This window comes from uncultured Boseongicola sp. (assembly GCF_937988555.1).
GTDB lineage: Bacteria > Pseudomonadota > Alphaproteobacteria > Rhodobacterales > Rhodobacteraceae > Boseongicola.
In genome coordinates this window covers 23,111-47,436 of record NZ_CALJXO010000190.1, presented here as the reverse complement: position 1 = coordinate 47,436, position 24,326 = coordinate 23,111, and the positions used below count along the sequence as shown (strand labels likewise).

At 58.4% G+C, this 24,326-nt stretch carries 32 protein-coding genes and 1 pseudogene; 14 read left to right on the top strand and 19 right to left on the bottom strand.

Annotated features, from left to right (window positions below; all coding sequences use genetic code 11):
* The 9 genes from Q1B15_RS10680 to Q1B15_RS10640 form a co-directional block, all read right to left on the bottom strand.
* Positions 1-201: hypothetical protein (locus Q1B15_RS10680; protein WP_299753727.1), on the bottom strand; the 201-nt coding region annotated here is incomplete at its 3' end.
* Between the two features lie 360 nt (positions 202-561).
* On the bottom strand, positions 562-759 hold the full coding sequence (locus Q1B15_RS10675; protein WP_299753726.1) for a hypothetical protein: 198 nt from the start codon (positions 757-759) through the stop codon (positions 562-564).
* Positions 760-831: 72 nt separating this feature from the next.
* Positions 832-2,043, bottom strand: coding sequence for an acetyl-CoA C-acetyltransferase (locus Q1B15_RS10670; protein ID WP_299753725.1), 1,212 nt, complete (start codon positions 2,041-2,043; stop codon positions 832-834).
* 16 nt (positions 2,044-2,059) lie between these two features.
* The gene (locus Q1B15_RS10665) at positions 2,060-2,695 is read right to left on the bottom strand and encodes a glutathione S-transferase family protein (RefSeq protein ID WP_299753724.1); all 636 of its coding nucleotides are present in this window, start codon (positions 2,693-2,695) and stop codon (positions 2,060-2,062) included.
* A gap of 37 nt (positions 2,696-2,732) precedes the next feature.
* Positions 2,733-3,248, bottom strand: coding sequence for a hypothetical protein (locus Q1B15_RS10660; RefSeq protein WP_299753723.1), 516 nt, complete (start codon positions 3,246-3,248; stop codon positions 2,733-2,735).
* Between the two features lie 2 nt (positions 3,249-3,250).
* Positions 3,251-3,463 carry a hypothetical protein gene (locus Q1B15_RS10655; protein WP_299753722.1) on the bottom strand — a complete coding sequence of 71 codons (213 nt, stop codon included), beginning with the start codon at positions 3,461-3,463 and terminating at the stop codon, positions 3,251-3,253.
* A gap of 14 nt (positions 3,464-3,477) precedes the next feature.
* Positions 3,478-5,256: an acyl-CoA dehydrogenase C-terminal domain-containing protein gene (locus Q1B15_RS10650; protein ID WP_299753731.1), complete on the bottom strand. Its 1,779-nt coding sequence runs from the start codon at positions 5,254-5,256 to the stop codon at positions 3,478-3,480.
* A gap of 28 nt (positions 5,257-5,284) precedes the next feature.
* Positions 5,285-5,689: a MerR family DNA-binding transcriptional regulator gene (locus Q1B15_RS10645; protein ID WP_299753721.1), complete on the bottom strand. Its 405-nt coding sequence runs from the start codon at positions 5,687-5,689 to the stop codon at positions 5,285-5,287.
* 169 nt (positions 5,690-5,858) lie between these two features.
* Complete coding sequence (locus tag Q1B15_RS10640; RefSeq protein WP_299753720.1) at positions 5,859-6,227, bottom strand: MerR family DNA-binding protein; 369 nt, start codon at positions 6,225-6,227, stop codon at positions 5,859-5,861.
* A 121-nt stretch (positions 6,228-6,348) separates the two neighbouring features.
* Here Q1B15_RS10640 and Q1B15_RS10635 point away from each other — a divergent pair, with 121 nt between their 5' ends.
* The 3 genes from Q1B15_RS10635 to Q1B15_RS10625 are packed head-to-tail and all read left to right on the top strand — an operon-like array spanning position 6,349 to position 8,629.
* The gene (locus Q1B15_RS10635; RefSeq protein WP_299753719.1) at positions 6,349-6,786 is read left to right on the top strand and encodes a PaaI family thioesterase; all 438 of its coding nucleotides are present in this window, start codon (positions 6,349-6,351) and stop codon (positions 6,784-6,786) included.
* Positions 6,783-7,298, top strand: coding sequence for a PaaI family thioesterase (locus Q1B15_RS10630; protein ID WP_299753718.1), 516 nt, complete (start codon positions 6,783-6,785; stop codon positions 7,296-7,298). Before Q1B15_RS10635 ends, Q1B15_RS10630 begins: the two co-directional genes overlap by 4 nt.
* The gene (locus Q1B15_RS10625) at positions 7,295-8,629 is read left to right on the top strand and encodes an MATE family efflux transporter (protein ID WP_299753717.1); all 1,335 of its coding nucleotides are present in this window, start codon (positions 7,295-7,297) and stop codon (positions 8,627-8,629) included. Before Q1B15_RS10630 ends, Q1B15_RS10625 begins: the two co-directional genes overlap by 4 nt.
* On the opposite strand, the gene arsC is transcribed toward Q1B15_RS10625, so the two are convergent.
* The 3 genes from arsC to Q1B15_RS10610 are packed head-to-tail and all read right to left on the bottom strand — an operon-like array spanning position 8,626 to position 10,348.
* Positions 8,626-8,970, bottom strand: coding sequence for an arsenate reductase (glutaredoxin) (gene arsC, locus Q1B15_RS10620; RefSeq protein WP_299753716.1), 345 nt, complete (start codon positions 8,968-8,970; stop codon positions 8,626-8,628). The two genes, Q1B15_RS10625 and arsC, sit on opposite strands and share 4 nt — an antisense overlap.
* Complete coding sequence (locus tag Q1B15_RS10615; protein WP_299753715.1) at positions 8,967-10,013, bottom strand: quinone-dependent dihydroorotate dehydrogenase; 1,047 nt, start codon at positions 10,011-10,013, stop codon at positions 8,967-8,969. The genes arsC and Q1B15_RS10615 overlap by 4 nt, the downstream gene beginning before the upstream one ends.
* The gene (locus Q1B15_RS10610) at positions 10,010-10,348 is read right to left on the bottom strand and encodes a DUF952 domain-containing protein (RefSeq protein ID WP_299753714.1); all 339 of its coding nucleotides are present in this window, start codon (positions 10,346-10,348) and stop codon (positions 10,010-10,012) included. Before Q1B15_RS10610 ends, Q1B15_RS10615 begins: the two co-directional genes overlap by 4 nt.
* A gap of 127 nt (positions 10,349-10,475) precedes the next feature.
* Between Q1B15_RS10610 and Q1B15_RS10605 the strand changes: the two genes are divergently transcribed.
* Complete coding sequence (locus Q1B15_RS10605; RefSeq protein ID WP_299753713.1) at positions 10,476-11,975, top strand: 5'-nucleotidase C-terminal domain-containing protein; 1,500 nt, start codon at positions 10,476-10,478, stop codon at positions 11,973-11,975.
* A gap of 65 nt (positions 11,976-12,040) precedes the next feature.
* Complete coding sequence (locus Q1B15_RS10600; protein ID WP_299753712.1) at positions 12,041-12,700, top strand: SOS response-associated peptidase; 660 nt, start codon at positions 12,041-12,043, stop codon at positions 12,698-12,700.
* 214 nt (positions 12,701-12,914) lie between these two features.
* On the opposite strand, the gene Q1B15_RS10595 is transcribed toward Q1B15_RS10600, so the two are convergent.
* On the bottom strand, positions 12,915-13,439 hold the full coding sequence (locus Q1B15_RS10595; protein WP_299753711.1) for a Crp/Fnr family transcriptional regulator: 525 nt from the start codon (positions 13,437-13,439) through the stop codon (positions 12,915-12,917).
* 68 nt (positions 13,440-13,507) lie between these two features.
* On the opposite strand from Q1B15_RS10595, the gene Q1B15_RS10590 reads away from it, so the two are divergent.
* Positions 13,508-14,068: a hypothetical protein gene (locus Q1B15_RS10590; RefSeq protein ID WP_299753710.1), complete on the top strand. Its 561-nt coding sequence runs from the start codon at positions 13,508-13,510 to the stop codon at positions 14,066-14,068.
* 45 nt (positions 14,069-14,113) lie between these two features.
* On the opposite strand, the gene irrA is transcribed toward Q1B15_RS10590, so the two are convergent.
* Entirely contained in the window at positions 14,114-14,530 is a 417-nt protein-coding gene (gene irrA / locus Q1B15_RS10585; protein ID WP_299753730.1) for an iron response transcriptional regulator IrrA, read from the bottom strand.
* A 187-nt stretch (positions 14,531-14,717) separates the two neighbouring features.
* On the opposite strand from irrA, the gene fabA reads away from it, so the two are divergent.
* From fabA to Q1B15_RS10570, 3 genes are read left to right on the top strand one after another with little or no spacing between them, the layout of a single operon-like run.
* Positions 14,718-15,227: a bifunctional 3-hydroxydecanoyl-ACP dehydratase/trans-2-decenoyl-ACP isomerase gene (gene fabA / locus Q1B15_RS10580; RefSeq protein WP_299753709.1), complete on the top strand. Its 510-nt coding sequence runs from the start codon at positions 14,718-14,720 to the stop codon at positions 15,225-15,227.
* A gap of 30 nt (positions 15,228-15,257) precedes the next feature.
* The gene (fabB, locus tag Q1B15_RS10575; RefSeq protein WP_299753708.1) at positions 15,258-16,478 is read left to right on the top strand and encodes a beta-ketoacyl-ACP synthase I; all 1,221 of its coding nucleotides are present in this window, start codon (positions 15,258-15,260) and stop codon (positions 16,476-16,478) included.
* Positions 16,479-16,482: 4 nt separating this feature from the next.
* Entirely contained in the window at positions 16,483-17,271 is a 789-nt protein-coding gene (locus tag Q1B15_RS10570; protein ID WP_299753729.1) for an enoyl-ACP reductase, read from the top strand.
* Positions 17,272-17,423: 152 nt separating this feature from the next.
* Here the strand turns inward: Q1B15_RS10570 and Q1B15_RS10565 are convergent.
* The 3 genes and pseudogenes from Q1B15_RS10565 to Q1B15_RS10555 all read right to left on the bottom strand — a co-directional run.
* Positions 17,424-17,675 (bottom strand): annotated as a pseudogene (locus Q1B15_RS10565) (transposase); the annotation flags it as partial.
* Between the two features lie 54 nt (positions 17,676-17,729).
* A complete protein-coding gene (locus tag Q1B15_RS10560) occupies positions 17,730-17,870 on the bottom strand; it encodes a hypothetical protein (protein ID WP_299753707.1) in 141 nt (46 codons plus the stop codon).
* Between the two features lie 279 nt (positions 17,871-18,149).
* A complete protein-coding gene (locus Q1B15_RS10555; RefSeq protein ID WP_299753706.1) occupies positions 18,150-19,100 on the bottom strand; it encodes an L-threonylcarbamoyladenylate synthase in 951 nt (316 codons plus the stop codon).
* A gap of 123 nt (positions 19,101-19,223) precedes the next feature.
* On the opposite strand from Q1B15_RS10555, the gene Q1B15_RS10550 reads away from it, so the two are divergent.
* From Q1B15_RS10550 to Q1B15_RS10530, 5 genes are all read left to right on the top strand, one after another.
* Positions 19,224-20,930: an acyl-CoA dehydrogenase gene (locus Q1B15_RS10550; protein WP_299753705.1), complete on the top strand. Its 1,707-nt coding sequence runs from the start codon at positions 19,224-19,226 to the stop codon at positions 20,928-20,930.
* A complete protein-coding gene (locus tag Q1B15_RS10545) occupies positions 20,930-21,979 on the top strand; it encodes an MBL fold metallo-hydrolase (RefSeq protein ID WP_299753704.1) in 1,050 nt (349 codons plus the stop codon). Before Q1B15_RS10550 ends, Q1B15_RS10545 begins: the two co-directional genes overlap by 1 nt.
* Entirely contained in the window at positions 21,979-22,440 is a 462-nt protein-coding gene (locus Q1B15_RS10540; protein WP_299753703.1) for a DUF6173 family protein, read from the top strand. Before Q1B15_RS10545 ends, Q1B15_RS10540 begins: the two co-directional genes overlap by 1 nt.
* 88 nt (positions 22,441-22,528) lie before the next feature.
* Positions 22,529-22,663, top strand: a complete 135-nt coding sequence (locus tag Q1B15_RS10535; RefSeq protein WP_299753702.1) for an aa3-type cytochrome c oxidase subunit IV — start codon at positions 22,529-22,531, stop codon at positions 22,661-22,663.
* 16 nt (positions 22,664-22,679) lie between these two features.
* On the top strand, positions 22,680-23,288 hold the full coding sequence (locus Q1B15_RS10530; RefSeq protein WP_299753701.1) for a hypothetical protein: 609 nt from the start codon (positions 22,680-22,682) through the stop codon (positions 23,286-23,288).
* 4 nt (positions 23,289-23,292) lie between these two features.
* On the opposite strand, the gene Q1B15_RS10525 is transcribed toward Q1B15_RS10530, so the two are convergent.
* On the bottom strand, positions 23,293-23,619 hold the full coding sequence (locus Q1B15_RS10525; protein WP_299753700.1) for an AzlD domain-containing protein: 327 nt from the start codon (positions 23,617-23,619) through the stop codon (positions 23,293-23,295).
* A complete protein-coding gene (locus Q1B15_RS10520) occupies positions 23,616-24,317 on the bottom strand; it encodes an AzlC family ABC transporter permease (RefSeq protein WP_299753699.1) in 702 nt (233 codons plus the stop codon). Before Q1B15_RS10520 ends, Q1B15_RS10525 begins: the two co-directional genes overlap by 4 nt.
* Positions 24,318-24,326: the final 9 nt, after the last annotated feature.

Below are 24,326 nucleotides of genomic sequence, written 5' to 3'. Positions count from 1 at the left end.
GAGGTCCATTCCGCCGGCGAATGTGTCCTTGCCTGAGGTAATGACGATGCCCTTCACGGCTTCGTCTTCCAGACCTCTGTCGAGCAGGCCTTCGAAAGTCACGAAAGCTTCGCGTGTCAGCACGTTCATGGATTTTCCGGGCACATCCCAAGTGATGACCGCAACGCCGTCGTCGTGGAGGCTATATGTGAAATCAGACATCGGTGAATTCCTTTGTAGGCATGGGCAGACGGACGGCTGGCCATTCGGGGCGTGCGGTCTTTTGAGAGGTGGCAGTCGGAGTGCGGTGCGGTGTTCGTGCGGCCTTGAGAAGAGGGACCTTTTTCCAAAGGGGATAGAGATAGGGATCAGTTCGACGCTTTCGATCCGCAAGCGGTTTTAAACGTCCCATAGACAAAGATAGCGGGAGGTATTGACCGCCAAGGGCGCGTTCTTGGCGTCGTAAAACACGGAGTTGACCTTGCCCGGATACCGCGCGTTGCGCGTTTCGCTGACGTCTGGGACCTTGGCAGATATGGATGCTCCGCCAATTGCGGCGACATCGTCGCGCCGACTGCGAACCTAGGCTTTGGTCTCGCCGAGCGAATGGTCGATGCGGATGTGTCCATTGATGAGCAGCGAGCAGGGATAGAGATATATATCCGCAAGGCAGTCGAGTTTCCCCACCAGCAGCTTGGTGCTGTACCAGTCGAAAAACTCTCGAAAAGCGTCGATTTCCATCTGCGGCTTCTTGGTCGTATTGATCGACATCTCGTCCATTTGGTGCCGCCCATAGGCATATTTTATTCATGGGGGTACACCTTTGGATTGAAATCAACATAGTCTTAACGATCAGACGCGTTCGATGATTGTTGCGGCGCCCATGCCCGAGGCCACACAGAGCGTCGCAAGCCCAAGCGTTTTGTCGGTGCGCTCCATCTCGTCAAGGAGAGTACCGATGATAATTGCGCCGGACGCGCCAAGCGGGTGGCCCATAGCAATGGCTCCGCCGTTGACGTTCACTTTGGCGTGGTCGACGTCAAAGGCCTGCATGAAGCGCAGGACCACGGACGAGAACGCCTCGTTGACTTCAAAGAGATCGATGTCGCTGATGGCGATACCGCTGTCCTTCAGGATTTTCTGAGTGGCAGGGACCGGGCCGAGGAGCATGATCGTTGGATCGGTGCCGATTTTTGCGGTGGCGCGGATGATTGCGCGGGGTTTCAGGCCATGCGCTTCGCCGAATGCCTTCGATCCAATGAGGACACCCGCCGCGCCGTCAACGATGCCGGAAGAGTTGCCGGCGTGATGGATATGGTTGATCGTCTCAAGGTGCGGGTACTTCATTAAGGCAACGGCATCAAAGCCGGGCATGACCTCGCCCTGATCTTTGAAGGCGGGTTTTAGCGCGCCGAGGGCCTGCATGTCAGTTCCGGGGCGCATGTATTCGTCGCGTGCGAGGATGGGCAGGCCGTTCATGTCGTTGATGGCGATGATCGAGCGGTCAAAGCGGCCTGCGCCCCAAGCCTTCGCGGCGCGATTTTGGCTTTCCACGGCAAGCGCGTCCGCGTCATTGCGTGATATGCCGTATTGTGTGGCGATGATGTCGGCGGAGATGCCTTGTGGGACGAAATAGGTGTTCATGGCGATCGAGGGGTCAACGGCAATCGCCGCGCCGTCCGCGCCCATGGGAACACGGCTCATGCATTCGACGCCGCCAGCGATATAGCCTTCGCCCGCGCCGCCTTTAATCTGGTTGGCGGCGATGTTCACGGCTTCCATGCCTGAGGCGCAGAAGCGGTTAATCGAGAGACCCGGAATGCGTTCGTCCAGTTGAGAGGCAAGAACGGCAGTGCGCGCAAGGCAACCGCCTTGTTCCATGACTTGGGTGGCATTGCCCCAGATCACGTCTTCAACGGCGTGGCCTTCAAGATTATTGCGCGTTTTCAGGGCGTTCAGCATGTCGGCGGACAGCTTGACCGATGTCACTTCGTGCAAGCTTCCGTCGGCGCGACCTTTGCCGCGGGGCGAACGGACGGCGTCGAAGATATAAGCGTCGCGCATGGAGTTTTCCTTTATTTCAGGCCCGGTCGGCGGGGGAGCCGGGCATCAGGTCGTAGGGATGTTTCCATCCCGGCGTACCGGCGAGGCGGTCAAGCCATCGCGTGATATTGGGCCAGTCCGTGCGGTCAAATCCGAAGTGTTCCGGATAATAGAGATAACCGCAGCAGGAGAGATCTGCATTTGTGACGTTGCCGCCAACGATAAAGTCACGTGACGTGAGGTGCGCGTCGAGGACCCTATAGGCGGCTTTGAGGCGACCTTGGAGGAAGGTGATGACCTGCTCGGGGCGCTTTTCGGGCGCGAGGAAATTCATCATGAAGCGCGTTGTTCCGATTTGGCTGGACAGTTTGTGGTTGTCCCAGAGGACCCAGCGCAAGATTTCACGGGTCTCTTCTGGGGTGGTGCCGCCGAACTTGCCGGTTTTCTCGGTGATGTAGTGTTGGATGACGCCGGATTGAGTGAGGCGAATGTCGCCGTTGATCATCACCGGCGCTTCGCCCATCGGGTTTAACTCGGCGTACGCCGGGGCGCGGGTTGCGCCGTTGAAGAAGTCGACCCAGACCGGTTCCCAATTGAGGCCCGAAAGTTCAAGCGCAAGCGCAGCCTTGTAGCTGTTGCCGCTTTCGCCGAAGCAATGGAGTTCGATGGTCATGGCTGTGTGGTTCCAGTCTATTAATGCTATGGCCAGTTTATTCAGGCAGTGGAATGTCGGCGAATTCCGGATAGGCCGCGCGGAAGATGGTGTAGTGTTGATCCAGTTCGATCCGCATCAGATGCCATGTGTTGTCCAGATCGACCGCAAGCGTGAGAGTCTTGGCCTCGAGTACCGGGTTGTCGCCAACTGCGATCCGGGAGGTCGTTGGCAGGAAGGCATAGTTGGTTCCGGCGGTGGTGGTGCCGCTTGTCATTGTCTCGAAATCCATCAAAAAGTCTTCGACTTCTGCACTGCTCATGATCGTTGCCATTTGGGCAGTCACGGATGTGCGAATGGTTTCGGGCGAAAGCTTGGCTTGCGCTGAGATCAGGTCGATCACGCCCGGCGGGATCGCGGCGACGACGGCTTTGTAGTCGGCGGCTTGGAGGTCGGCGGCGTAGGCTTGAAGGGCTTGTTCAAGGCGAGTCTTGTCGCCTGCGTCGAAGGCCAGAGACGGAAGTGCGAGGCTTGTCGCAAGGATGGTTGCTGATAAGAATTTGATAAAGCGCATAATTATCTCTTTCTCGAATCTAGTTCAGCGTTAAACAATCGTAATCGCGTTGCGAGATTGTCGTGGTCCATCACCGAGTTGAAGTTCTCAAACAAGAAGCTCAGCGCCTCGCCTTCGTCCAGACCCGCCTCCGCCGAAAACTTTTTGAGGCGACGATAGCCGTCCTCGGTCATGGCGACGGGGAAGCGACGGGTCAGGCGAAGGCGTTTGGGCATGTTGGCTCCGGATCTTAGAAGTGGTCAGCCTCCAGCGTCATCACCGGATCGGCTCCGGATTGAATACGCGCAAGGTGAGTGGATGTCATCGGCAGTTGGCGTGCCATGTAGTAACGGCCGGTTTCAATCTTGGCGGTGTAGAACGCAGTGTCGGTCGCGCCGTCGTCCAATGCTACCTGCGCTGCTTTCGCCATTTTCGCCCACATCAGGCCGGTGACCACGTGGCCGAAGAGGTGCATGAAGTCGTAGCTTCCGGCAAGCGCGTTGTTTGGGTTTTTCAGGCCATCAGACATGAAGTACATAGCGGCGGTTTGCAGGTCTTTCGACGCGCCTTTGAGCGGGTCGAGGAACTGGGTTTTCAGTGTCTCGTTCCCCTCGTTTTCTTTGATGAAGCTTTTGACCATTTCAAAGAACGCCATGATCGTTTTTCCGCCATTCTGGCCAAGCTTGCGCCCCACAAGATCAAGCGACTGGATGCCGTTGGTGCCCTCGTAGATCATGGTGATACGGGCGTCGCGCACGAATTGCTCGAGGCCCCATTCCTTGGTGAAGCCGGACCCTCCGAGGGTTTGTTGGGCCAGGACGGTGGCCTCGAAGCCTTTGTCGGTGAGGAAGCCTTTCATCACTGGGATCAGAAGCGAGACCATCGCTTCGGCGTCTGCGTCGTCCATACGTTGGGACCGGTCGATCATTGATGCTCCCCAGTACACCAGTGCGCGGCCGCCCTCGGCGATTGATTTCTGATCGAGCAAATTTCGGCGCACGTCCGGGTGGACGATGATCGGATCGGCGGGGCCGTCGGGGTTTTTTGTCCCCGTCACGTCACGCCCCTGAAGGCGATCCTGGGCGAATCCAAGGGCGTTCTGGTAGGCGACTTCGGCCTGAGCGTAGCCCTGAAGCGCGACCGAGAGGCGCGCTTCGTTCATCATTGTGAACATCGCGCGCATGCCCTTGTGCATGTCGCCAAGAAGCCAGCCGGTCGCGCCGTCATAGTTCATCACACAGGTCGCGTTGCCGTGGATGCCCATTTTGGACTCGAGCCCGCCGCACGTAACGGTGTTCCTCTCGCCAAGGGAGCCGTCTTCGTTCACCATGAATTTCGGAACGACGAACAGCGAGATGCCTTTGACCCCGTCTGGACCGCCCGGGATTTTGGCGAGGACAAGATGGACGATGTTTTCGGCCAGATCGTTTTCGCCGCCTGAGATCCAGATTTTCTGGCCCGTGATCTTGTAGCTGCCATCATCTTCGGGGGCGGCCTTTGATCGGATAAGACCCAGATCGGTGCCGCAATGTGGTTCGGTCAGGTTCATCGTGCCGGTCCATTCGCCGGCGTAAAGCTTGGGTAGGTAGGTAGCTTTTTGCACGTCGGTGCCGTGGGCGTGCAGGGCGGACGCGGCGCCGTGGCTAAGGCCGACATACATCTGGAACGCCATATTGGCCGAAGAAAACAATTCGCCCGTGGCGGTGTTCAGAAGGTGGGGCATGCCCTGACCGCCGTATTCGGGGTCACAATCAAGGCCCATCCAGCCACCGTCCGCCATCGTGGCAAACGCTTCTTTGAAGCCCTTCGGTGTCCGTACAACGCCGTTTTCCAACGTGCAGCCTTCATCGTCGCCGATACTGTTAAGGGGCTGAAGGACGTTCGCGGCGATTTTGCCTGCCTCTTCAAGAACGGCACCGGTGAAGTCGGCATCAAGCTCGTCGTAGCCGGGGGTGTCGCTTTGCGAGACTTTCAGGACCTCGTGGAGGATGAACTGAATGTCTTTAACAGGCGGGATAAAGAAGGGCAGGTGCGGGGTCCTCCGGGTCGGGAAAGGGTTACTGGGCGGCGGCGCTTGACGAGGACGTCAACGAGGCGATGACCTGGTTGCCCCAGTCCATCTGTTGGCGAAGATCGTTGATGGCGACAGTCAACTCATCGCGCTGGCGGATCATGTCGCCGAGACGTTCCAGAGCCAGCTCATACGCACGTTGGATCTGCACAAGATTCTGGCCAGACGTGTCGTAAAGGTCGAGCAACTGCCGGATGTCTTCAAGGCTGAACCCAAAGCGTTTTCCGCGCAAGATGAGTTTGAGACGCGCACGTTCCCGGCGGGTATAGAGGCGGCGGGTGCCTTGGCGGAGCGGTGAAATAAGCTCTTTTGCCTCGTAAAACCGCAATGTGCGCGGCGTAACGTCGTAGGCCTCGCACATCTGGCGAATGGTCAAATAATGTTCTGTCACGGATCTCTCCAAAAGGTGGTCGGACCAAGTCGGGTAGGATGCAGACTTGCCCATGCAATGCCCTTCCCGCAAGTGACGTTGACGTTAACGTCAACAAAACGTTGCGTCACAGGGCAGATCTCCAGGTTCATTTGTTGTTTTAGGTGGTGCTGGCGAGAATAAACGGTGGCTACTCGAGAGACTTCAGGACGTCGGCGCGTGCTTTTCTGAGGTCCTTGATGGTGTTTGTCAGTGTTTCTAGCTCGGCGTCGAGCGTATTCAGCTGACGGTCGGCAAGACGGACGAACTCGCGGTACTGAGGCGAGGTCCCTTCCTTTTCGTAGATCAGAAGCCATTGGCGGATTTCTTCGAGGCTGAACCCCCATCGTCGGCCGCGCAGGATCAGGGTCATCCGGGCGATCTCGCGTGTGGCATAGAATCTGGATCGGCCTTCCTTTTCAGGGGCGAGCAGTTCGAGGTACTCGTAGTATCGCAAGGTGCGTGGCGTGACGTCGAAACGTGCGCACATTTCCTTGAAATTCAAGCGTTCTTCAGGCATGCGCCTTCTCCCTTGCCTGAGGATAGTCCCGCTTTGGTTGTTGATCAACGGCGACGATGGAGACTGTGCTTGCAACAACAACGCGGCGCTGGTTGATAGATTGCAGAACAGGAGGCGTGTGGTGTCAGAAGATCGCAGGGCGCAGATAGCGCGGCAGTTTATTGAAAGCATTCCGCATGCCCGTGCTTTGGGGATGTCTTTTGTCGAGATCGGCGAGGGCGTGGCGGAGATGTCGATGCCTTACGACACACGTCTGATCGGGGATCCGCAGACCGGCGTTGTGCATGGGGGTGCAATCTCGACGTTAATGGACACGTGCAGCGGCGCGGCTGTGATTGCGCATCCGGCGAACCCAGGCAGCACGGCGACCTTGGATCTGCGGATCGATTACATGCGGGCGGCGACGCCGGGGCAGGCGTTGGTTGCGCGGGCCGAGTGTTATCACATCACGCGGACGGTCGCGTTTGTGCGCGCTGTGGCGATGGATAATGACCGTGACAATCCGGTGGCCTCCGCGACGGGTGCGTTTACCGTCGACCCAGCGGGGCCGGGGTCATGAGGCAACGTCCAGAGCCGATGCAAGTTGTGAAAGAGCGGCGGGATCGCGCCTTGGCTACATTGGTGGCCGGTGTTCCTTATATCCAGTTCCTGAATATCACCTTTGATCGGCGCGGCGATGAGTTGACGTCGGTTTTGAATTTCGACGAGACGATTATCGGCAATCCGATGTTGCCTGCGATCCACGGCGGGGTGACGGCTGCGTTCCTTGAGACCACGGCGATCATTCAGCTGGGCTGGCAAGCGCTTTGGGAGGAGATCGAAGGGGGCCGGGTGGATGCGGATGCGCTTCAGCCGGAAACCTTGCCCCGTTTGCCGAAGACGATTGATTTCACGGTGGATTATTTACGTTCAGGGCTGCCGCGCGATGCCTACGCGCGTGCGACAGTGAATCGGTCGGGTCGGCGGTATGCGAGCGTGCATGTCGAGGCCTGGCAGGACAATCGTAGCCGGTTGTTTGCGCAGGCCACTGGGCATTTTCTTATGCCGTCAGACAGTGGATCGGCTGAGTGAGTGGGTCTGACACGGCCTCTGTGGCCAAGCCCATAACCCATGCCCGGGTGCTCGCGATTGCCTTGCCAATCGTAATATCAAACGCGACGGTTCCGATACTTGGGATCGTCGACACGGCGGTGGTTGGTCAGTTAGGCGACCCGGTTCCGATCGGGGCTGTGGGCATTGGTGCGATCATTCTGTCAGCGTTTTACTGGATATTCGGGTTTCTTCGGATGGGAACGGTCGGGCTGACCAGTCAGGCGCTGGGGGCGAATGATCAGGCCGAGGCGGATTCTTTGCTGAGCCGTGCGTTGCTGATCGGCTTGTCAGGTGGGGTGATCCTGATCCTGTTGCAGGTGTTTATTTTCGCAGGTGCGTTTCGGGTGTCCCCTGCTTCGGCAGCGGTTGAGACTTTGGCGCGTGATTATATGGAGGTCCGCATTTGGTCTGCTCCGGCGTCTATTGCGCTTTATGGGATCACTGGTTGGCTGATTGCGGCAGAGCGGACCAGCGCAGTGCTGGTTATTCAGGTCTGGATGAACGGGCTGAACATCGTTCTTGATTTCGCGTTTGTGCTGGAGCTTGGCTGGGGTGTGCAGGGCGTGGCGTTTGCGACGTTTCTGGCCGAATGGTCGGGCCTTGTCGTTGGGTTATGGTTTTGTCGTGACGCGTTTTTGCGTCCATTCTGGAAGCAATGGGCGCGGGTTCTTGATCGCGCACGCCTGATCCGGATGGCGGCCGTTAACCGGGACATTCTGATCCGGTCATTGTTATTGGAGGCGATCTTTGTGTCGTTTCTTTTTCTGGGTGCGGATTTTGGCGACGTGCCTTTGGCGGCGAACCAAATCCTGCTCCAGTTTCTGCATGTAACCGCCTTTGCCTTGGACGGGTTCGCCTTTGCGGCGGAAGCCTTGGTGGGCCAGGCAATGGGCGCGCGGTCTTTGGCGCGCCTGAGGCGCGGGGCTATTTTGACCAGCCTCTGGGGCGGCGGTGTGATGGTGTTGTTCGCGCTGGGCGTGGCGGTGTTCGGTCCGGCGGTGATTGATTTGATGACCACGTCCGAAGAAGTCCGGGTAAAGGCCCGCGAGTTCTTGCCTTGGATGGTGGCAGCCCCGGTTGTCGGGGTCGCGGCCTGGATGTTAGACGGGATATTTATTGGTGCGACGCGCACCGCTGACATGCGCAACATGATGGTTATATCAGCGCTGGTCTATGGCGCGGCGGCTTGGGCGTTGGTCCCGGTCTATGGCAATCATGGGCTTTGGGTGGCGCTGATCGTGTCGTTTGTAGCGAGGGCCGTTACATTGGGCGTGCGCTATCCTGCGCTGGAGCGCGCGGCGCGCGACTAAAGGATGTCGAGGACGGCTTCCGGAGGGCGTCCGAGCCGCGCTTTTCCTTTAGAAAATACGATGGGTCGTTCGATCAGGATCGGGTGGGTTGACATGGCCGCAATCAGGGCGTCGTTGTCGGTGACGCCCTTCAGCCCAAGATCTTTGAACAGCTTTTCGCCTGTGCGCAACAGCTCCGTTGCGGGGAGATCAAGCTGGGCGAGGGCCCCGCGGATTTCAACCTCGGTCGGCGGTGCCTGAAGGTAGTGGCGAACCTCGATTTGCGTGCCGTTCGCTTCGAGCAGGGCGAGCGTTTGGCGCGACTTAGAACACCGCGGATTGTGCCAGATCGTGACGGTCATGCGTAGTCCTTTGCGGACACGCCGACAGCGTCGCGGACGTTGGTAAAGCTGTCATGGGCCAGCATCTCGTCAAGGCCATGAACGATACGCGGGATCAGCGACATGCCGCAGAATACCATTGCGGTGTAAAGCTGGACGGCCGAAGCGCCGGCCCTTATTTTGGCGTAGGCGTCGGCCGCGGAAGTGATGCCGCCCACGCCGATCAGGGGAATATGACCGTTTGTTTCGAGGTAAAGGCGAGCAAGGACGCGGGTCGAGGGGGCGAAGAGAGGGCGGCCCGAGAGACCTCCTGCCTGGACCTTGTGCGCGTTCTGGAGGCCGTCGCGCGACAGTGTCGTGTTGGTGGCGATGATCGCGTCGACGCGTGTTTCTGCCGCCACTTGGGCGATTTCTGCAATTTCCGCGTCTGTTAGATCGGGCGCGATCTTGAGGAAGACGGGCGTCGTGCCTTTGATGTCCGTGACACCTGTCAGAAGCGCGCGCAGGGCCTCAGCTCCTTGCAGGTCGCGCAGTTTCTCGGTGTTGGGGGACGAGACATTGACGGTGGCAAAGTCGATGTGCGGCGCAGCAAGGCGCATGACTTCGACATAGTCGTGGGCGCGGTCCTTGCTGTCTTTGTTTGCGCCAAGGTTCAGGCCTACCGGTATGTCGTGTGGGCGGTTGGCTAGCCGTTGGGCGATCGCCTCAACACCTTCGTTGTTGAACCCGAAGCGGTTGATTGCAGCACTGTCTTCGGTTAGGCGAAATAGCCGTGGGCGTGGGTTGCCGGGTTGTGGGCGCGGGGTTGCGGCACCGACTTCGAGGAAGCCGAACCCAGCGCGCATGAGGGGGGCGATGGCCTCGGCGTTTTTGTCAAAACCGGCGGCAAGGCCCACGGGATTGGGCATTTTGAGGCCAGCGACTTCTGTGGCAAGCGCAGGCGACGTCGGCGGGCTGATATTAGGTGCAAACGGGGTCTTCAGGGCTTTCAGCGCGAGGCTGTGCGCCGTCTCGGGATCGAGCCATTGCAGGGCAGCGAGGCCGAGGCGTTCGATCGCACTCATTTGACGCCCTCGGGCAGGAGATGGCCGTCCGGTGTTTGTGGATAGGCGCGGGCCCAAAGCACGTCCGCAAGTCGCAATTTGCGATAAAGGTGCGGGAATAGCTGGCCACCACGGGAGGGTTCCCATCTCAGGTCATCGCCGAGGGTGTCGCCATCGAGCGCGAGCAGCAGCAGATCACCTGCATCTTTAAAATGCTTTTCGGCGGTCTCGACCACCTGAAATGCGGTAGAAAAGTGAATATAGCCGTCCGCGATGTCGATCGGGGCGCCGTCTGTGTCGCCCTGTACGTGCAGGGACTGCCACTCAGAAGGGCGGAATATCTTGAAAATGAGCATGGTCCGTCTCTGGCGCGCAGGATGCGTTCGGTCAAGGAACAATACGTGTGGCCGAGTCATCTTTTTTTGACACCGGCGCGCTATCGGGTCAGTGTTGAGATTGATTACGACAGGGGAGTTTACCAAAATGATCAAAAGATTGATGACCGGCGGTGCCATTCTGGCACTAAGCGCCGGGGCTGCGATGTCAGAAGATGTCAAAATTACCATTCTTGGCGTAGGAGATGTCTACGAATTTGATGCCGATGACGGGCGCGGCGGCTTTGCAAGATTAAACGCCGTCGCTAAGGCGGAGCGTGCTGCGAACCCAAATACGCTCTACGTATTTGACGGTGACATGCTTTCGCCTTCGCTTCTTTCTGGGTTCGACAAGGGGCAAAATACGATCGACCTCACTAATCTCGAACCATTCGACATTGCTGTTCCCGGCAACCACGAATTTGATTTCGGCGTTCAGAATTTCTACGACAAAGTAGAATCCTCGGTCTATCCGTGGGCTGCGATCAACATTACTCAGGCGGATGGGTCTGCCTTGCCGGGTGTTGGCGGAGTTATGATGAAAGATTTGGGCGGCGTAATAGTTGCTCTTATCCCAGTCGCGCAAGACACCACGCCCGGCGTTTCCACAACTGATGATCTCGTCTTTACCTCAACGGTAGAAACCGGCATTGCCGCCGCCGAGCAAGCTCGTGAAGATGGTGCGGATCTTGTTGTTGGGGTGGTTCAAACCAACGTGGCCAATGACCGTTTGCTCATTGGGTCGAATGCGTTTGACGTCATCATGTCAGGTGATGACCATTCATATGGAACGTTTTACGACGGCCGTACGGCCTACGTGGAAACATCGATTGACGGACGATTTCTATCGCCGGTCGATTTGATGGTCACGATTTCGGAAGACGACGGAAAACGAAAAGTCGACTGGGTACCGATGTTTCGCTTCATCGATACGATGGACGTCGTGCCTGATCCTGAATCGCAAGCGATGGTTGATCAGTTCAACGCCAGCCTCGATGAAAGCTTGGATATCGTCATTGGCCGCACCGACGTTGCGATAGACTCACGAAGAAATACGGTTCGTGGAGAGGAATCTGCGATGGGCAACCTCGCAACGGATGCGTTGCGCGATGCGACCGGGGCAGATATCGCTATCGTCGGAGGGGGCGGCATCAGAGCCGATCGCACTTATGAACCAGGTGCCGAGTTGACGCGCCGTGATATCTTGAGCGAATTTCCCTTCGGCAACAAAACAGTTGTGACTGAAATACCAGGGTCTCAAGTGCTTGCAGCCATCGAAAACGGAGTTAGCCAAGTCGAAAATGGAGCAGGTCGCTTTCCACAGGTGTCTGGCATAGCTTTTGTGTATGACCCGACCGCTCCGGCAGGATCGCGGGTGGCCGAGATTACGGTCGGTGGTGCTCCGCTCGATACAAACAAGCTTTATACGGTGGCAACCAACAACTACATGCTGGCTGGAGGTGACGGTTACGGTGCACTTGGCGGGGGTCGGGTGCTGATCAACGCTGACGACGGAAACCGGGATGCCAATGACGTAATCAACTATGTCGAAAAAATTGGCGTGGTGATGGTGGGCGTCGAGGGCCGGATCAAGACTGTCGGACAGTGATGGCGGCGATAGCCAAATGAAACTAAAGGGCGCCCCGCTCGGAACAGGCGGGGCGCAGTATCACTATGTGCGGGCGATTTGCGATCACATTACCTGACGATGCGATGGCTTCATTGTTTGAAGCTGTTCCGGCGAATGATTTGCCCAACGTTCCCAACTACAATGTCTGTCCGACGGTTCAGGTGCACACCGTGACGTCTGAGGACGGCATCCGGCGGCTGCGGCCAATGCGTTGGGGGTTTCTGCCGCATTGGTACAAGTCTTTGACCGATGGGCCTTTGTTGATCAATGCGCGCTCGGAAACGATTGCCGAAAAGCCTGCCTTTCGTGCAGCGGCGCGCGATCGGCGGTGTCTTATTCCGGCGACTGGGTTTTACGAATGGACGAAAGACAGCGAGGGTAAACGCCTGCCATGGTATATCCATTCACGCGAGAGAGAAACGCTTGCGTTTGCAGGGGTTTGGCAGGTTTGGGAGAAGGGCGACGCGCTGCTGGTGACATGTGCGATTGTGACCACGCAGGCCAACCAGGCAGTGGCGGCGATCCATCACCGCATGCCGGTGATTTTGGGTCCCGAGGACTGGCCGTTGTGGCTGGGCGAGGCTGGAAAAGGTGCCGCGACTTTGATGACGTCCGCGCCGGAAGATGCTTTGGCGTATCACCGGGTGGACCAGGCGGTGAATTCAAACCGGGCGGCGGGGTCAGATCTGATTAAGCCGATCTGAGCGAGTTTTTGCAACGGCCGCCGCGGGGCGGTGTTGCGCAACACGCGCCAAAGGTTGATGCGGTAAAGCAAGGGGTTTGGCGCGGGATCGGCACGTCCGTATCACGTCGGAATTGCATCGGCGCGCCCTGTGGCGCGCGCATTCCGGACCACCACATGTGGTGACGGTGTTCAGGTTGGTATGGGTTTAGTTCATGGCCGTCATGGCGGGCCTGTCAGGAACTGCTTCGACGTCTGGCCAGCTCTCGGTAAAGTGCGGGTTGCGATACGCCGATTGCATCGGCCACACGAACCCAACCGCTTTCCTTTGGTGGGCCGTAAAGATCGAGCCAGGCGTCAAGGCGGTCCGCGACCCGGCGCAGGCGAAGGATCTCGATTCGGGCTCGCTGGGTCTGAACGTCACGCGCAAGAACTGACATCAGCCCAAGAGCTGCATCAGAAGAGGCCCTGAACGCATTCATGGCGACGTTGCGGGGAAGGGTGGCAATGGTTGTCGGGTATCGGGCGACGGCGTCGCAATGATAGGTATCGGCAAAGAGCGACGCCTCGGCAACGGCCATGCCATCGGTCGCAATATGAAGAGTGAGCGCGGTCCCGTCCGCCATTGACCTCTCCAGCGCGATCTCGCCGGAGCGTACCAGAAACATCGATTTCACAGGATCATCGCGCCGAAACAGCGTGTCGCCTTTAGCGAGGTCGCGTGGGGCTGCGTTGTCGTAAATGCTTCGCCAGTCTGACATGATAGATATCATACTGGATTGTCGGCGGGCCGGGTAGGCATGATGTCAACTTACCCAATGAGGTTCCTATGAAATCGATCCCGATAATTGCCCTTTCCATCCTGCTTGCGAGCGCAGGATTTGGATATTCTCAGATGAACCACGCCGATCATGGCGCGCAGAGCGAGATGGGCGCTCGCGGCGCCGGTTTGACTGAGGCGGGACAGGGGGCGTTTGCCGCCTTATCGGAGGCAGTCAGATTGCTGGAGGCCGATCCGGACACCGAGTGGTCGACGGTCGATGTTCGCGGATTGCGCGACCACCTTGTCGATATGGACCGCCTTGTGACCCATTCGGTGGTGCGCGAGGTAGTCTTGGAAGACGGGGTTCGTGCGGTAGCCGGAGGAGACGCCGCGACGCTTGCGACTTTGCGGCGGATGGTGCCGGCACATGCGGGCGAATTGGCGACGGATGATCGCTGGAGCGTGACGGTGTCAGACCAGGAAGATACGGTGGAACTGCTTGTCACAAGCGATGATCCCGCCGTTGCGGCACGGATCAGGGGATTGGGATTTTTCGGGTTGATGGCCAGTCAGGACCACCATCGTGCGCATCACTTACGGATGCTGCGCGGAGAAGACGCGCATTAGCACCGATTTCAGCGGCCGCAGGCTTTGGTCTTTGCTGGGGCTGCTTTAGCGCCGCCGGAGCCTGATCACCACGTCGACCTTTGAGACCTCGGTGCCCTCGGGCGCTTCGGGCAGGCGCAGGATTTCAAGCTGATCGGCAGGTGCGTCTGTCAGGCGCATTTCGTCTTCCCAGTAGAAGTGAGGATGGTCGTCGGTCCGTGTGTCGAAGTAGCTTTTCGATCCGTCCACGGTGACTTCCTGAACAAGGCCAGCATCGCAAAACGCGCGCAACGTGTTGTAGACAGTGGCCAAAGACACGGCGTCCTCGCTGGATTGCGAGGCGGCGTGGAGGCTTTCTGCAGTGACGTGACGGTCCTGCCCGTCGCCAACCAAAAGCGACGCCAAAGCGAGGCGTTGACGGGTCGGGCGCAGGTCAGCTTTTGCAAGCCAATCGGTGACGCGGGTTTGGGTTTCGGTATCCATCAGATCAAAATCACCTTGTTTGATTAGAATATAGGGTGTCATTGCACTTGGTTTCAATGTGAAATCCAGATGTTTTACACTGATGTCACATCCATCTCGGCACTTGCGCCACATTCCAAGGCTTTGATATGGGCGAGGAACTATGTGACAAAGTGAAATAAAGATAACGAGATAGGGGCGGGATGACATGAGTGGATATCCGACATCGTTCGACCGGGAAGGTCTTTTGGCATGTGCGCGCGGCGAGCTTTTCGGGCCTGGCAACGCGCAATTACCTGAACCTCCGATGTTGATGATGGATCGCATCACGGACATTTCCGGGGATGGCGGTGAGCACGGGAAAGGCCATGTGCGCGCTGAGTTTGATATATCGCCCGACCTTTGGTTCTTTGATTGTCACTTTCCGGGCAACCCGATTATGCCGGGCTGCCTTGGTCTTGATGGTCTGTGGCAGTTGACGGGCTTTAATCTTGGCTGGCGCGGCTGGCAGGGGCGCGGCTATGCGCTTGGAGTTGGCGAGGTAAAGCTGACCGGCATGGTGCGACCGGATCGCAAGATGCTGACCTACTACGTTGATTTCACCAAGGCTATACAGACCCGTCGTTTGACTATGGGGGTTGCTGATGGCCGGGTCGAGGCCGATGGAGAGACCATCTATCTGGTCAAAGATATGAAAGTCGCTTTGTCCGAAAACTAAGCGCAAACACTTCAAAGAAAAGGACCGCCCATGCGTCGTGTCGTTATCACCGGGATCGGGATTATCTCGCCCATCGGAAACTCTGCCTCTGAAGTCGAAGCCAGTCTGCGCGCTGGGAGATCGGGTGTCGTTGCGGCGCCGGAATATGCCGAGCATGGCTTTCGCAGTCAGATCCACGGCAAACCACAGATCGAATTGGCGGACCATATCGACAAGCGGCAATTGCGCTTTATGGGGCCGACGGCGGCTTATGCGTATCTGTCGATGGAGCAGGCGATTGCGGACAGCGGATTGACCGAGGCGGAGGTGTCGAACGAGCGTGCCGGTCTGGTGGCGGGGTCAGGCGGGCCGTCGACCTCGAACTTTTTCGCGGCCTTTGATGCGGTGATCAATAAGGGCGCGCCAAAGCGGATGGGGCCGTTCATGGTAACCCGTTGCATGTCATCGACCGTGTCGGCGTGCCTTGCCACACCGTTCAGGATTAAGGGCGTGAATTACTCGATCACGTCGGCCTGTTCGACTAGCGCACATTGCATTGGCAATGGTGCGGAACTGATCCAGATGGGCAAGCAGGATATTGTGTTTGCCGGCGGTGGCGAGGAACTGGACTGGACGTTGTCCTGTCTGTTCGACGCGATGGGCGCGATGTCATCGAAGTACAACGACACGCCGCAAAATGCGGCGCGGGCGTTTGACGCGACGCGCGATGGTTTCGTGATCGGCGGCGGCGGCGGCATGGTTGTGCTGGAGGAACTGGAGCACGCGAAAGCGCGTGGGGCCAAGATTTACGCCGAGGTCACCGGCTACGGCGCGACATCTGACGGCTACGACATGGTGGCGCCTTCGGGTGAGGGCGGCGAGCGATCGATGCGGCAGGCGATCTCGACAATAGGTGATCGCAAGGTTGACTACATCAACGCGCATGGCACATCGACGCCGGTGGGGGATATCACCGAGGTTGAGGCTGTCCGCCGGGTGTTTGGCGACGAGCACGCGCCGATTTCGTCAACGAAGTCGATGACGGGTCATTCGCTGGGGGCCACGGGCGTCCACGAGGCGATCTATTCGCTTTTGATGATGGAGGGCGGATTTATCGCGCCGTCGATCAATGTGACCGAGCTTGATCCGGCGCTGCGCCCCGAAGAGATCGTGACTGAAATGCGGAACGCTGATCTGGATACGGTTTTGTCGAACAGCTTTGGCTTTGGCGGAACGAATGCAACGCTCGCGTTGAGCAAATATCACGGGTGACATGATGCCGGGACTAATGACGGGCAAGCGCGGGTTGGTGATGGGGGTTGCGAACGAGCGATCTATTGCCTGGGGGATCGCGAAAGCGCTGGCTGGCGAGGGTGCAGAGTTGGCCTTCACCTATCAGGGCGAGGCATTCGGGAAACGATTGGAGCCATTGGCCGAAAGCGTGGGCTCGGACATTCTGGTAGATGTCGATGTGACGGATGACGCTTCGCTGGACGCGGCGTTTGGGGTGTTGGCGGAACGCTGGGACTCGCTGGATTTTCTGGTTCACTCGATTGCGTTTTCGGACAAAAACGAGCTAACGGGCCGGTTCATCAATACCTCGCGCGAGAACTTAAAAAACACGTTGGATATCTCGTGTTATTCTTTTGTCGACGTGGCGCGGCGTGCGCGGCCGATGATGGTGAACGGCGGGTCGATTATGACGCTGACGTATATGGGCTCGAACCGGGTGCAGCCGAATTACAATGTGATGGGTGTGGCCAAGGCGGCATTGGAATCGGCGGTGCGGTATCTCGCGAATGATCTGGGGCCGGAAGGCATTCGGGTAAACGCGATTTCTCCGGGACCGATGAAGACGCTGGCAGGTGCTGCGATTGGTGGCGCGCGTAAGACTTATAAGACGACAGAAATGAACGCGCCTATGCGGTCTAATGCGACACTTGAAGCTGTGGGCGGAACGGCTGTGTATCTTGCGTCCGATCAGGGGGCTTTCACCACAGGCGAGATTATCCGGGTTGATGGCGGATATCATATTCTGGGGATGATGCAGTCGGAGAACCTGTAGGCTTTTGCGTGTTTATAGGGGCGCTGCCCTTCGCGCCTTTCGGCGGTCATCCCAGAGTATCTTAAGTGATTTCGCGTTCAATTTGAAGCATATCCAGCAGTCTGAAGGTAGGTCCAGCACTGATGCGGACTGAACATGTCACAGATATCGCCGATGGCTTCAAAGAGTTGATCAAATGTCCTTGCCCCGACCCTGCGCAGATGCGCTTTCAGTTTAGAGAACGCCATTTCGATAGGGTCGAGGTTTGGGCTGTATGGTGGCAGAAACAGGACCCAGCGGCTCTTGTCTTGCAGGGGCTGAGCCGCCGCAACATTTAGGTGAGGCGCGAGGGTGTCGAGGATCACGACCGGGCGCGGTTTCAGAGCGGCTGTACGTTGGGTGCGACTGTAAGTTTCAAAGGCCAATCCGCCCGTTCACTGCCCGGCAGTGCTTGTTTACATGCATGAAAAGGGCCCCCTTTAATAACCCACGGTGCGATCAGGCCATCTATCGTCAATCCGGCGATAAAGGTCTGGGTGTTCCATGATCTGAACGGTCCCGCCTTCCTCAGCGGAGCGCCGGAACCGATTGCGAATACCCATCGACAGGGCTTTGGTCATGTACTCCTCCTGCTGAAAAGGGTGGAGCACAAACATAACCGAAGGGGACCCCTCAAAGTCTCAAGTCAACAGCGAAACGCTTTGGCTTAGAGGAAAGACAATTTGACTGGCATTGTTCGTGCAGTACAGGCGGGAGCGCCGATCACCGCCCAAGGAGAAGGCAACTTCTCAAGAGGGTGCTAGGGGATAACCTTTGCGCCCTCGATTTTTCTTGGGGAAAGTACTCTCTGGGGAGCGCGAGGGGGCAGACAGCCCTTCGCGGTCAGGCGGTGCAAGCAGTCAATCGCGAGGTGTTGCTGCCCGGGTTAGGCGATCATTGATCGCGCGACCGAGGCCCGTTTCGGGAATGGGCGCCACGGCGATGGGTTTGCGCATTGCATCCGCCTTGTGGAGCAGTCGGAAGAGGTTTGCGGCGGCCTCGACAAGGTCTCCGGTCGGCGACAGCGAAAAGTCTCCCGCGATGGTTCCAAAGCCGATCAGAACTTCATCCGCACCCGCTGTTCGCGCATTCAGGCGCACGGCGGCCCCGGGGGCATAATGCGAGGCCAGTTGGCCCGGTGCGGTCAGGGCTGCGTCCGCAGCGGGGGGTCTCAGCATTGTGCCGAGACAGGCTTCGATTGCCTCTGCCGGGATGCCGCCAGCGCGCAGAAGAGTGGCGCCATTTGTGAAGCCGATGATCGTGCTTTCGACGCCGACGGGGCAGGGGCCGCCGTCGACGATAGCGTCTATCCGACCCATAAGGCCTGCTTTGACATGATCAGCTGTCGTGGGGGAGATGCGGCCCGACGGGTTGGCGGAAGGGGCCGCTATTGGGGTCTTCGCGGCTTTGAAAATGGCGGTTGCGACGTCTCCGGCGGGCATGCGTAGGGCGAGGTGGCCGCCTCCTGCGGTGACCAGTCTTGAGATGCCATTACCCGGTCTAAGGGGCAGGACCAGGGTCAGTGCTCCGGGCCAGAAAGCCTCGGCAAGGCAACGGGCCTCCGGGCTAAAGACGCACAGGCGTTCCGCTGTTTCGATGTCGGGGACATGAGCGATCAGCGGATTGAAGCTGGGCCGGCCTTTCGCAGCAAATATGCGCGCCACTGCTTTGTCGTTGGTTGCATCCGCACCGAGGCCGTAGACAGTTTCGGTTGGGAACGCCACAAGTTCGCCGCGGCCGAGTTTTTGGCCTGCCTCGGCAATCTCGGCGTCGCTGGTGCCGAGGATGCGTGTTTCTACTGTTTCGCTCATTTATCGCCTTTGTGACGCGGCGTTCGTGTTGTGGGCGCATGCTGCTTGCGCGCAGTGTTGCAGCGAGCCTGCGGACGCTTAGCGCCTAACAGGGAAATTGCCAAGCTGACAGATGAGGTCGGGATGTCTTTTCGGTCCCCAGTTTCAGACATAGATTTCGTGCTTTCGGCAGTGGTCGGGTACGATCAACTTGTTGCGACCGAACGCTTTGCGGATGCTGGATCCGAGACGGTTTTGGCCGTCTTGGGCGAGGCTGGCAAGCTGTGCGACGCGGTGATAGCGCCTTTGAACCGTGCCTCAGACTTGTATCCTGCTCGGCTTGAGAAGGGTGTTGTTCAGGCGACTCCCGGCTTTGATGCAGCCTATGCGGCCTTCTCGGAAGGCGGTTGGATCGGGCTTGCTGCCTCCGTTGCGCAGGGCGGCATGGGGTTGCCGGAAACGGTTCAGTTCGCAGTGAACGAGATGCTTTCGGGCGCCTGTGTGTCGTTTCAGCTTTTGCCGTTGTTGTCTCAAGGGCAAGTGCAAGCGTTGGACGCCCATGCCTCAGACGAGATCAAGGCGCTTTATATACCGAAGCTGTTGTCCGGCGCGTGGTCGGGGACGATGAACCTGACCGAACCGCAAGCCGGGAGCGATGTCGGCGGGTTGCGCACGAAGGCCGTGTCGAATGGCGACGGGACGTTTGCGATTTCGGGGCAGAAGATTTTCATCTCATGGGGCGATCATGATCTGGTCGATAATGTCTGCCATCTGGTTTTGGCGCGGCTCCCGGATGCCGCACCGGGCACGCGGGGGATCAGCCTGTTCATGGTGCCGAAGTATTTGCCGGATGAGAACGGCGCTGCTGGTCTTGCGAATGCGCTGAGTGTGGTGAGCCTTGAGCATAAAATGGGGCTTCACGGGTCACCGACCGCGGTGATGAGTTACGACGGCGCGACGGGTTGGCTTGTGGGGTCTGAGAACGGCGGAATGGCTGCCATGTTCACGATGATGAACGCTGCGCGGCTTGCGGTTGGGTTTCAGGGCGTCGGTGTGGCTGAAGCCGCCTATCAAAAAGCGGTGGCTTTTGCGTCTGAGCGCAAGCAGGGCGCGGTGGGTGGCACGGGCGCAATCATTGAATTTGCGGACGTGCGCCGGATGCTGATGGGCATGAAGGCGGATATCTTTGCGGCGCGGTCGATCTGTTATGCCTGTGCGGTTGCACTGGATATGGAAACAGCAACCGGCGATGCGGCCTGGATGGCGCGCGCTGCGTTTTTGACACCGATTGCCAAAGCGTTTGGATCGGATGTGGGCGTGGCGGTGGCTTGCGAAGGAGTGCAGGTTCACGGCGGCATGGGCTTTGTTGAGGAAACCGGTGCAGCGCAGTTTTTGCGTGATGCGCGGATCACGCCGATTTACGAAGGCACCAACGGCATTCAGGCGATGGACCTTGTGGGTCGCAAAATGATGGACGGCGGCGAGGCAGCGTTCCGGCTTTTGGACGAGATCGAAGGCGGGGCCGAAGCTGCGCGTCAAATGCTGCCCGAGTTGGGCGACGCGGTGTGGAGTGCGGCGGAGAGTTTGCGTGAGACGACCGAGTGGTTGGTTGCGCAGGACCAAGGCGGGAGGTTTGCCGTTGCGGTCCCATACCTGCGGGCGTTCGCGCGGGTTTTGGGCGGGCATTTCCACCTGAAGGCTGCGCATGTTGTGGGTGGCAAAGGTGCGCGCGCCGGAGTGGCACGGTTTTACATTGATCGCCTATTGCCCGAGCATGACGGGTTGTTGGCGCAGGTGCGTATTGGCGACAAGGGGCTTTACGATCTGAGTGTGGATGACCTACTTGCCTGATGGCTGAATTTACCCGCTCTTTGCGCTATCCGTTTGAAACGCCGCCGCCGGAGGGCGAGGTCGCTGAGGTTGGCGACGGCATTCTTTGGGCCCGGTTGCCGCTGCCCATGGCGCTTGATCATGTGAATGTCTTTGTGTTGGACGGCAAGGACGGCTGGACCGTCGTTGATACTGGTATGCAAAGTCGGCGTACAAAGGCTATCTGGCAAAAACTGCTGGACGGGCCGCTTGCGTCCAAGCCGGTCGCACGGGTTTTGATCACGCATCATCATCCTGATCATATTGGGCTTGCGGGTTGGTTTATGGCTGAACACGGGGCCGCGTTGCTGACGTCTCGGACGGCGTGGCTGACAGCGCGGATGTTGGTTTTGGATGTGCAAGAGCGGCCATCTTCCGAGACGATTGCCTTCTGGGAGAGCGCCGGGATGCCTGCCGATATTCTGGCTGCCCGTTTGCGCGAACGGCCTTTTAATTTTGCCGATACGGTTGCGCCGTTACCGCTTGGCTATACCCGCCTGAAGGACGGTGATCGGGTCGATCTTGGGGGGCGTGGCTGGCGCGTCTGGTCCGGCGATGGGCATGCGCCCGAGCATCTGACGCTTTGGTCCGAGGATGGGGCGGCTGTGCTGGGGGGCGATCAGTTTTTGCCGTCGATATCGCCGAATTTAGGATTGTATGCCACCGAGCCTGAAGCCGATCCCGTGGCCGAATGGATGGCGTCCTGCGCGCGGTTCACGCCATTTTCGAAGCCAGATCAGTTGGTTTTGCCTGGGCATAAGCTGCCCTATTTCGGTCTTTCGACGAGGCTTGATCAGTTGATCGCCAATCATGAGGGCGCACTTGCGCGGCTGGCGGCGTTTCTGGTCGAGCCGCACACCGCAGTTGAGTGTTTTCGCACGCTGTTCAAGCGCGATATCCGGGGCGGTGAGTTTGGGCTCGCGCTTGTTGAGGCGATGGCGCACTGCGTGCATCTTTGGCATGCTGGTCGCGTGACGCGGGTGCGTCGCGATGATGGCGCGTGGCTTTGGCAAGTTCGGGGAGATGTCTGATGGACAACAAGATCGAGACGACGGCGGAACATGTCGAGGCGGCGGCGATGCGCCTGGGGCGTGCCGTGTACACTGGTGATGGCCCTCGCCCTGGACCCGAAATCGCGCCTTTGCCGGATGCAATTACCAAGAAACCTTTCGAGGAAAAGTCCCCGGCAGAATGGGCCTACGAGCGCTTAATTCTGTATATTAAGAACTTCGAAGAATTGCTGGACGGTGAGCAAGAGGTGGCGATGGGGCTAACGGATACCGGGGCGGGGGTGCTTCGGATCGAAGGACTTGGGTATTTCGATCCCGACATTGTGACATTTTACGGGACCGACGGGACAGGCGCGCGTATTCAGTTGGTACAGCATGTGACCCAGTTGAATGTTGTGTTGCGCGCCACTCCGAAGCCGGATCAGGCAGCCCCTGCGCGACGGATCGGGTTTGATCTGGCCAAGGGGCTAGACGAGGCGTGAGGTGCGGCCATCGGTCGTGTTAGTCCTTGCGTGACATAGCTGTTTGATTGCGGTAGCACACCTGCAAACAGGAACCGGAGAGACCGCCATGTCTGAACATAAGCACGGCAGCATGAATATCGAAGATCAGGAGAAAGCCTTTGCAGGCTTTATGCGCTTGGCAAAGAACGTCGCGATTTTTGCGATCTGTGTTCTGATCTTCCTCGCGATTTTCAATACCTGATCTTGTGGGCGTGAGGGTGCGTGTCCTCCGCAATCTGATCCTGCTTTTATTCCCGCTTTGGGTTGCTGCCTGTGGCGGCCCTGCCGAGCCTGTCTGGGCGCCGGATACCGCCGTTGCGCGTGCGTCGTATGTCCATGAAGGACCAACGCGCGTAACGTTGTTTACGGTTGTTAGCACGCGGAACGGATCTGGTGGGCATTCGGGATTATTGATCAACGGGTCCGAGCGGGTGATGTTTGATCCTGCCGGTACGTTCGACGTTCCGTTCGCGCCCGAGCGCAATGACGTTCATTTTGGTATGACCCCCCGTACGCTGGCGGCATATGTGGATTACCACGCGCGCGATGCCTGGAATGTCCGGGTTCAGGAGTTGAACGTGACAGCGGCGCAGGCAGAAGCGTTGCTTGTCGCTGTGAAGGCCTATGGGGCAGTTCCAAAGGCGCAGTGTTCGCTTGCAATTACCCGGATTTTATCGGGCGTTGCTGGTTTTGAGGGCATTGGCTTCAGCTATTTCCCGAATGCTTTGTCGAAAGATTTCGGCAGACTTTCCGGCGTGCGCGAAAAGTTGGTGACCGACGCGACGGCCGACAAGGGACACAACGTCGTCTTTCTGGAGCGGCCTTAAGCACCTAGAGAAGGTATTGAAGGCCGCCGTAGGTGATGACACCCGCGATGACGCTGGGGAGCATGTCTTTACGCCACCAACCAACGACTATTGTGGCGAAGGCTGCGGCAATGCGGACCGGATCGGCCTCGCCGGTGACCGGGTTTGGCATTAGCACCAGTGGAGCCACGAGACCCGGAAGAACCGCGACAGGTGTGTAGCGCAGGTGGCGCAGGGCCCATTCCGGCAGTTTGCGGTTGCCGACAAGTCCGAGGAACGAAAAGCGGATCAGATAGGTGCCAACACCTATGATCGCGATGATCGTCCAGATTTGGCCATCGGTATAGCTCATCGCCCGCGTCTCCGTTCAATCTCGGCACCGACCGCCATCGCGATGAAAGCAGCAAGCAGCAAGCCGGTGCCCGAGGGCATGCCGGAGAGCGCAAGCACTGCGATAACCGAGGTGACGGCAGCCGCGAGGTGAGCCAAAGTTTTGAGCATTGGGGCCGCAAGCGCGAGGAACAGGATGGGCATCGCGAAATCAATGTTAAAGCCGTTGAGGAAGCGGTCTCCGGCGACGGCTCCGATATAAGTCCCCAGGAACCAAATCGGCGTCATAAGCGACACGCTTCCCAGAAAAAAGGCGGCTTTCTCAGACACGCTGAGGGACGGTTCTTTTTCATAGCGTGCGATGCTGATGGCGTAACTTGCGTCGAAGTTAATGTAGGCCACAAGCGCGCGCTGCCAAAGGGGCGCGGTGGCGAGGTGGGGTTGAAGGCTTGCCGAATACATCGCCATGCGCAGGTTGACGGCAAGGGCGGCGGCAATGACGCTCCAGACCGGGACGGCTTCGCTCATGAGCTGAACGGCGGTAAACTGCGAGGCGCCTGCGATCACGATGATCGTGAAACCCATGGCTTGGGCGACTGACATGCCTGCTTCTGTCGCGATAATTCCGAAAAACAACGCAAATGGAAAACCCACCGCGATAAACGGCAGTCCTGCCCAAAAGCCTGAGACAAATGCGAATTTTGATGTGGTGGAGGTCATGAAGGCGTC